Origin of the sequence: Xanthovirga aplysinae, assembly GCF_009711365.1 — a bacterium.
Taxonomy (GTDB): Bacteria; Bacteroidota; Bacteroidia; order Cytophagales; family Cyclobacteriaceae; genus Xanthovirga; species Xanthovirga aplysinae.
The window spans coordinates 1-7,154 of sequence record NZ_SMMB01001057.1; the positions used below are offsets into that span (position 1 = coordinate 1).

The 7,154-nt window shown below is 34.9% G+C and carries 8 protein-coding genes; 3 read left to right on the forward strand and 5 right to left on the reverse strand.

What is annotated here, in order from left to right; translation table 11 throughout:
• The 3 genes from E1171_RS11625 to E1171_RS11635 form a co-directional block, all read left to right on the forward strand.
• On the forward strand, nucleotides 1-415 hold a 415-nt coding region (locus E1171_RS11625), incomplete at its 5' end, for a CAP domain-containing protein (protein WP_155206176.1).
• Nucleotides 416-701: 286 nt separating this feature from the next.
• Complete coding sequence (locus tag E1171_RS11630) at nucleotides 702-1,283, forward strand: TetR/AcrR family transcriptional regulator (RefSeq protein WP_155206177.1); 582 nt, start codon at nucleotides 702-704, stop codon at nucleotides 1,281-1,283.
• 105 nt (nucleotides 1,284-1,388) lie between these two features.
• Entirely contained in the window at nucleotides 1,389-2,219 is an 831-nt protein-coding gene (locus E1171_RS11635; RefSeq protein ID WP_155206178.1) for an alpha/beta fold hydrolase, read from the forward strand.
• 603 nt (nucleotides 2,220-2,822) lie between these two features.
• Here E1171_RS11635 and E1171_RS11640 read toward each other — a convergent pair.
• The 5 genes from E1171_RS11640 to E1171_RS11660 form a co-directional block, all read right to left on the reverse strand.
• Nucleotides 2,823-3,698, reverse strand: a complete 876-nt coding sequence (locus E1171_RS11640; RefSeq protein WP_155206179.1) for a nuclear transport factor 2 family protein — start codon at nucleotides 3,696-3,698, stop codon at nucleotides 2,823-2,825.
• Between the two features lie 100 nt (nucleotides 3,699-3,798).
• A complete protein-coding gene (locus tag E1171_RS24740) occupies nucleotides 3,799-4,668 on the reverse strand; it encodes a helix-turn-helix domain-containing protein (protein ID WP_187696411.1) in 870 nt (289 codons plus the stop codon).
• 111 nt (nucleotides 4,669-4,779) lie between these two features.
• A complete protein-coding gene (locus E1171_RS11650; protein ID WP_155206180.1) occupies nucleotides 4,780-5,535 on the reverse strand; it encodes a DJ-1/PfpI family protein in 756 nt (251 codons plus the stop codon).
• Between the two features lie 216 nt (nucleotides 5,536-5,751).
• The gene (locus E1171_RS11655) at nucleotides 5,752-6,321 is read right to left on the reverse strand and encodes a Crp/Fnr family transcriptional regulator (RefSeq protein ID WP_155206181.1); all 570 of its coding nucleotides are present in this window, start codon (nucleotides 6,319-6,321) and stop codon (nucleotides 5,752-5,754) included.
• A 241-nt stretch (nucleotides 6,322-6,562) separates the two neighbouring features.
• A complete protein-coding gene (locus E1171_RS11660) occupies nucleotides 6,563-7,045 on the reverse strand; it encodes a hypothetical protein (protein ID WP_155206182.1) in 483 nt (160 codons plus the stop codon).
• Nucleotides 7,046-7,154: the final 109 nt, after the last annotated feature.

A 7,154-nucleotide genomic window follows, 5' to 3' on the forward strand; every position in this document is an offset into this window, starting at 1 on the left:
TGGCTCAGATGACGGTTCAGATGACGGTTCTGGAGGAACATTTACTGCCGTAGAATTAGAAATCCATGATCTGGTGAATGAACATAGGAAAAGCTTGGGAAAAGAAGCTTTGACACTAAATACTATTATTTATGAAGAAGCTAAAGCCCATACCGAATATATGGTGGCCGTTGGTCAAATGAGTCATGATAATTTTGATGATAGGGCAAATAGACTAATGAATCAGGTCGGTGGAAATGCAATAGCAGAAAATGTTGCCAAATTCTATTCAACCCCTGAACAAGTGGTTAATGGCTGGCTCAATAGCCCCGGTCACAAAAAAAATATTGAAGGAGACTATAACCTGACAGGAATCGCGGCCATAAAAGATGGATCGGGGCGATATTACTATACACAAATCTTTTTGAGGAAATAGTGGCCTTAGGGGAGGGTAAAATAGGAGGAGAAATTATTTTAAAATAATAGGCGAGAAACTTATGAATCCTAAAAGCTTTCTAAGAGTTTTCTATTACTCCCTTAGTACGGTTCAGTAAGAAGTGAACTACAATTGATATTCGGCCAATTAATTTGACCTGAAAGCAAAAAAAGGATTCTCATGGAAATCCTTTTTTTGCTTTCACTCAATTAGCATAGTTTGCATGAAGCTGTTTTGAGTCAAAATAATTATTATTATTTTGCGTTAAATAAGCAAACGCTTTAATATGGGAAGGCATAAAAAGTACATTAAAGAGGAGGTATTGAGGAAGGCAATGAAAACTTTTTGGGATCATGGTTTTGAGAATACATCTTCTAGGCTGTTGGAAAAGAACCTATCGGTCAATCAAAAAACACTGTATTCCGATTTTGGGAACAAACATGACATTTTTTTGCAGGCGTTGGATACATATTATGATCTAAATCAATCCAAAATATTAGCTCCATTGATTCATTCGGAAGGTGACCTTAGAGATATACAAACCTTTTTTGAAAATTTCATTCACGAGGTAAAATATGGTGAATCTCCAAACGGCTGTCTTTTTGCAAATACTACTATGGAGTTTGGATCCTCTGATAGAACAATACTAGAAAAATTGGACAAATATTACGAACTCCTTCAAGGTTGCTTTGTGCAATTACTTCAGAAAGCCCATGATCGGGGAATTATTTCTGAAGAATTGGATATCCAAAAAACGGCCAATTATCTGGTTGGCTGCACCGAAGGCCTGACTGTAATTGTAAAGGTAAAAAGCAAAGATTTTCTTAGCGATTATGTAGAAATAATCATAAAATCTTTGAAAAAATGAAACTTAATTTTTCTATATCGGTTTAAGTAAGCAAACGCTTTAAAATAAATAAAAATGTAATTTAAAATTTTTTTCACCCTTTAAGTAAGCAATCGCTTTAAAAAAATGAAAAATTCATTATTAACCTTATTAACAATTATCACAATGTCGGTAACTTCAAATGCACAAACTGTAATTCCTCACTATACATTAAAAGGTGAGGGAGAGAAGAAGGTCATCGTATTACACGATTGGATGGGGGATACCCAAGGCAACTGGAAATTCGCTATGGATTATTTGGATTTGGAAAACTATACCTATGCCTTTCTCGACGTCCGTGGCTATGGACAAAGTAAAGACATAAAAGGCCAATTTACTATCGAAGAAATAGCTTCTGATTATTTTGCAGTTGCAGACAAATTAGGATGGGAGCGTTTTTTCATCGTGGCACATTCCATAAATGGAATGGCTTCACAAAGAGCAGTATTAAATGATAAAGAAAATCGAATTATAGCAGTAGTTGCTTTGACTCCTGTATCATCTGCCGGTTTCCCAGTCGACGAAGAAACCAAAACTTTCTTCGAATCAATGATAGTAGATGTAGATGCTGCCGCTACGGGTTACGGTATGTTGGTGAGCGATAAGTTACCTAAAAAGTGGAATTACCAACGTGCTAGAAGATGGCACACTGAAACCAACAAAGATGCGGTAAGAAGTTACATGACAGAGTGGCTAACCAATAATTTCTATGAAGATACCAAAGGTATTGAAAAACCTTTTCTAGTAATTTATGGAGAGGACGATCTTCCGGCGTGGAGAGAAGAAGGTCAAAAAGAAGCTTTTAAGTACTTCAAAAACGTAGAAATCAAAGGTGTGGCAAATGCAGGTCACTATCCCATGCAACAAGTACCTGCCTATACAGTTAATCTCATTGAAACATATTTCTCAAGATTTTAAGGGCTAGCAAACTTTTAACATGCATCCACCACTAAATCAAAGATTCCCGCATTATCACCTTTGATTTAGTGGTAAAAGCATCTCAAATGATTTAACGGTAAAAAAACAACCATAACTAAGATAAATTACTTTTAAAAAGCGCACTTTTTCTGCCAAAATTTACAAGTTATTCTAAAGTTTGGAAGTCCCTTCCACCTTTCTGGATAGTGGAACTATCTTTAACTACGGGCACATAGACTATTCCTTTAGGGGTTTAAAAGGAATTCTAACGGTCCAGGTAGCTGCTGTGCTTTTTAGCGTCGACTTTTGCGCGTTGGCAAATGAAGGTGGGGTTTTTGCAACAGCCCCTAACGTAGGGGCTTGCTCCTACTTCATCCCTCGGTCTGTGGCTCACAGAACGAAACTTTTAATTAAAATTAATAAGGTAATATGTGGTCTGTAGGCCACAGACCAAGGAATTAGGCCTTTTGAAACTGTCCCAAGGGGGGCTAGTTGGCTCTGGCGGTGAATAATTGAGGTAAATGGGTCTAAGCCAGATGCTTAGACCAGTAATGAGTCTACACTCAAATCGCTATTGGGTTTATACGATGTTGGTGGTAGCCTTTAAAACTTTCCATTTTCGTTTTTCCACTCACTTTTCGGAGAAATAACTTGAATAACATCCCAGTGCTCAGCTATTTTTCCATTTTCTACTCTGAATAAATCATAGAATGCGTTATAAGATTCACCAAAATGACCTTCACTTACCACCAAAACAAAGTTACCTTCACCGAGAACCATATGAATTTTATCATATTTTAGAAAAACCCCTTGTTTGCCAAGCGCTTCTAATGTTGCTCCCAGTCCGGAAAGTTGGTCAGGGATTTGCGGATTATGCTGAATGTAATTGTCTCCATCAAAATAGGTTGCCAGCTTTTCCATTTTTCCATTTACCAAAATGTCTGCAACAAATTTTTTGACCAACTCTTTGTTTTCATCAGTTTTGTCAATATCCTTAATTTCAGTTGCTCCATCAATCATTGTATGTCCGCTGGGGCTAGGATTTTTTGGTGTTTCCTGTAAGTTGTCCCAGTGTTCAACGATTTTTCCGTCTTCAAAGCGGAAGATGTCAAACCCAATTTTTGGACCAAAGAAATTGTAATCTGTATGCGTAAAAACATAGTCCCCATCTTGGAAAGCTCGAACGGTATTTACTTTGGGAGCTTCAGGATATTCTGCCAATGCCGCTAATGCTTCTCCAAAACCATTTAACCCATTAGCAACCGCTAAGTTATGTTGTGTATAATTGTTTGGATTGATATAAGCAACGGGTTCTTGCGCTCCTGTTTCAATTGCTTTTAGTAGTTGTACTACTTTTTCTTTGTTTGATACTTCCATCTTATTTTCTTTTTTTGTTTGTGAACTGACACTGTTTTGACCGATACAGGAGGATAATTCAATGCCTAAAATGATCGCTCCACTAAGTATTGTCCTATTCATTTCTTATTGATTTAAATTACAATACAAAGTTGCTGCTATATGCATTAGGGATAGCGATTCAAATGGTCCTTTTAATGATACTTTTGTTCCAGCTCAGCGATTAACTTGAGAAGTTTTCTCTAAATTCAAATGGGGTCACGTTGCAGTGTTTGCGGAAGTACTTTATGAAATTTGTTGGCTCTTCAAAACCAAGATGAAAGCCAATTTCTTTGATGCTTTCGTTGGTATATGCCAAAAGTCGTTTGGCTTCTAAAATAATTCTGTTACCTACTATCTCTTTTGGGGATTTTCCTAAAACGCTGGAAGTAGCTTTGTTTAACCGTTTGGTTGTTATAAACATTTGCTGAGCGTAATTTTTTACTTGTTTTTGCTTCTTAAACTGATTTTCAAGTAAATCCTTGAAGAAAATCACATAGTCAAGATCTGCACCTTTTTTTATTTCTGTAAAATTTTGTTTTCGCCTCTCTCTTTCGCTTAAAAGCAATAAATTACGTAAGCTATTTCGGAGTATATCTGATTGATATTGGTCTTTCGGTTTTGTTAATTCGTTTTCCATTTGCTTAAACAATTCAGCAAATACGGTTGAGTTTGTAGGAAGTTGAATTTGAGAAACCGATAGTAAGTCGTTAAATAATACGCTGTTTTTCAAAAATTTTACATCGTCCTCAGTCTTGCAGAAAAAATTGTCTGTAAACAAAATTGCCTTGCCTTCAAATTTCCCTTTATCATCAAATGTTTGAACAACGTCATTATTCAAAAATAAAAATGTGTTAGGCTTTATTTTAATCGGATTAAAGTCAACAGTGTGTGTGGGGCTCCCATTTTGAAACCATATAAGGTGAAAGAAACTGGTTCTATGAGGTTCTATTAAATTATGCTTGAAACCTTTATATAGTTCTTTTATGTCCACTATCTCAAACTCCTGGGGGAGTCCTGGTTTAAAAGCATATTTTTTAATGTTTTTTGTCACACTTTTGTTTGTTCAAATTACTGCTAACGGTCCAGCTAGCTGCCATGCTTTACCAGCACGCAAAAGCCAAAGCTAAAAAGCATAGCAGCTAGCTATTGTGGGGCCCAGTAATTATTTTTTCCAATTTTGAAGTACGTCGATATATAAATAACTTTCGATAAATTTCCTGTGTTCGGTACTAGTCATTTTTTCTAATAAGTTCAGGGCAGAAATGTAGCTCGCCAAGTTTCCGTTCGATGAACTAAATTTGCCATCCTCCACAAAGGCCACCAAACTGTCATTTTGAACTTTTAAATTCGGAAAATCTTTTTGCAACTGTTTTCCACCTCCAATATAAGTAACAATTTTGTGTCCATCCGCTATTCCTGACTTCCCAATAAGTTGCGCTCCAGCACAATTGCTTACTATGTATTTAGTTTCTTCATTTTTCTTTTTAATGAAATCAATCATTTGTTCATTACGGACATGTGCGTACATATCATAGCCACTAGGAACAAACAAAGCTGTTAATTTGGGGCAATTTTCAAAAGTGTAATCAGGAACAAATCGCATACCTTCTTCGGTTGTAATTGGTTTTTCCGTTTGCGCTATAGTTATTACATTAAAAAGTTGCTCTCCGTTTTTAGATAATTTCGCAAAAACGTCTGATGTTGCTATAACTTCTCCTTGCAAAACACCTTCATAAATTAGAAGACCTATTGTTGGTAATTCGGATTTGAACGGTTTCAAATGTTTTGTTAGCGTATCAGATGGTAACTCTGCTTGATTGCTATTCTCCATTTTGAAGTTGGTTTTTGATTTCTCGGTATTACAGCTCATAAAAATAGTTGAAAAAAATATTGCCGTTATAATCCTTAGATTTTTCATATTCATATTTTATTTTTTATTTCTGTCGGTTGGTTTAATAATCATTCTAAAATATTGGTTTTTATATATGTAGTAACCTGGCCATTTATACAGCCTTCTTATATTGTTTGTAAAATTGAAAAGTCCCATTATATGAAAGTAAAACTTACCCTTTATTTAATGTAAGACAAAGGTAGGCAAACCAACTGTAGCAAAAATTAAGCTGGTTTAAGAAAGTTATTTTCTTTTAATTTCGCTCAAATATTCGGGAGTCAAGCCAAGAAAACTTGCTAAAAGATATTGTGGCACACGTTGAACAAATTCCGGAAAATCATCTCGAAACCTAAAAAATATTTCTTCTTTAGAAAGGCTGTTTATATATTTTAAACGCACTAATGCAGCACCATAAGCCCTTTCGTAAATAGTCCTAAAATATTTTTCCATCTTGGGGAATTTATCTAATAACTCTTGATATTTTGAAAAAGAGATTGATAATACCTTTGATTTCTCGACTGCTTCAATGTAGAAGTTAGATTGTTTTTGGTTTTGAAATGCTAAAAAATCGGTCAACCACCAATTCTCTATAGCGAATTGTGTGGTTTTTTGATTACCCAAACAATCAATAAAGTATAAATGCAAACACCCTTTTATAACAAAAAACAGCTTGTCACATCGTTTTTCAGCAAGAAGCAATGTCTCTTTTTTATTGTAGGACTGGCAATCAAAAAAGAGTACGATTTCAGATAATTCTTCTTCTGAAAGGGTTAAATAAGTTTTTATATGGGTTATTAAAGTTCTTTCAGTCATTTGTTAGTATTCTGACTAACGTCAAATTTTTAAAATTTTAATCCCCTGAAAATTTGCGCATTAGCGAGAGAAATTAATAGGTTTCTCAGTTGTGGGGAATTGTGTCCAACGACTCGGTTGGCTGCTGAGCTTTATAAGCGCTGGCTATTGCGCGCTGGCAAAGCATGGCAGTTCGTCATTGTTGTAGTGTCGTGTTTTTATTTTTTTAATCAGTGAACAATGTGGCGTCAAATTTATCCTCTTATTTATATTTTTTATTTGTTCCCCAATAAATTTCATTTTCATGAAAGAAAAGTAAAGCCCATTCTAAACTTTCATCAAAAACAGTTAGGTCATCTGAGCCCACATAAAAAACTGAATCCCAATATTTAAGAACAAATTTCCATTTTGTTTTCATGGAAGTATCTCCGTCCCATGAGAGGAGTACAGTCTTGTCAAATGGTAATGCTCGTCTATAAAGCCATTTTCTAATCTCTTTTTCGTTCTCTTCTAAAATTTCTGCTTTGTCAATGTTTTTAAAAAACCCTCTTTTAAATGGAAATTGATTATGTAGTTCCACTTTACTAATGTACTTATCTAAGAATTCAGAAGCTTCATTGTCTAATGGCTTTAATTCATTTAGATGTTTTTCAGGAAGCAAATCGTATTTTCTTTCAGTAAATCTCCAATTCAATTTAAAGGCTTTCATTGGGATTATATGATTGTCAATTTCGTTAAAGTTCATTTTTTCTGCATGCTCGCCAACAACTGTGAATTCCACATATGTGGTATACTATACTATTACCTTGCGAATATAAAACATATGTGGTATATCTACATTATATCAATTACTT

Bases quoted from the DNA above. Each gene is read 5' to 3' on its own strand.
- E1171_RS11630 (WP_155206177.1), top strand. From the start codon at position 702: ATGGGAAGGCATAAAAAGTACATTAAAGAGGAGGTATTGAGGAAGGCA.
- E1171_RS11635 (WP_155206178.1), top strand. From the start codon at position 1,389: ATGAAAAATTCATTATTAACCTTATTAACAATTATCACAATGTCGGTA.
- E1171_RS11640 (WP_155206179.1), bottom strand. From the start codon at position 3,698: ATGAATAGGACAATACTTAGTGGAGCGATCATTTTAGGCATTGAATTA.
- E1171_RS11650 (WP_155206180.1), bottom strand. From the start codon at position 5,535: ATGAAAAATCTAAGGATTATAACGGCAATATTTTTTTCAACTATTTTT.
- E1171_RS11655 (WP_155206181.1), bottom strand. From the start codon at position 6,321: ATGACTGAAAGAACTTTAATAACCCATATAAAAACTTATTTAACCCTT.
- E1171_RS11660 (WP_155206182.1), bottom strand. From the start codon at position 7,045: ATGAACTTTAACGAAATTGACAATCATATAATCCCAATGAAAGCCTTT.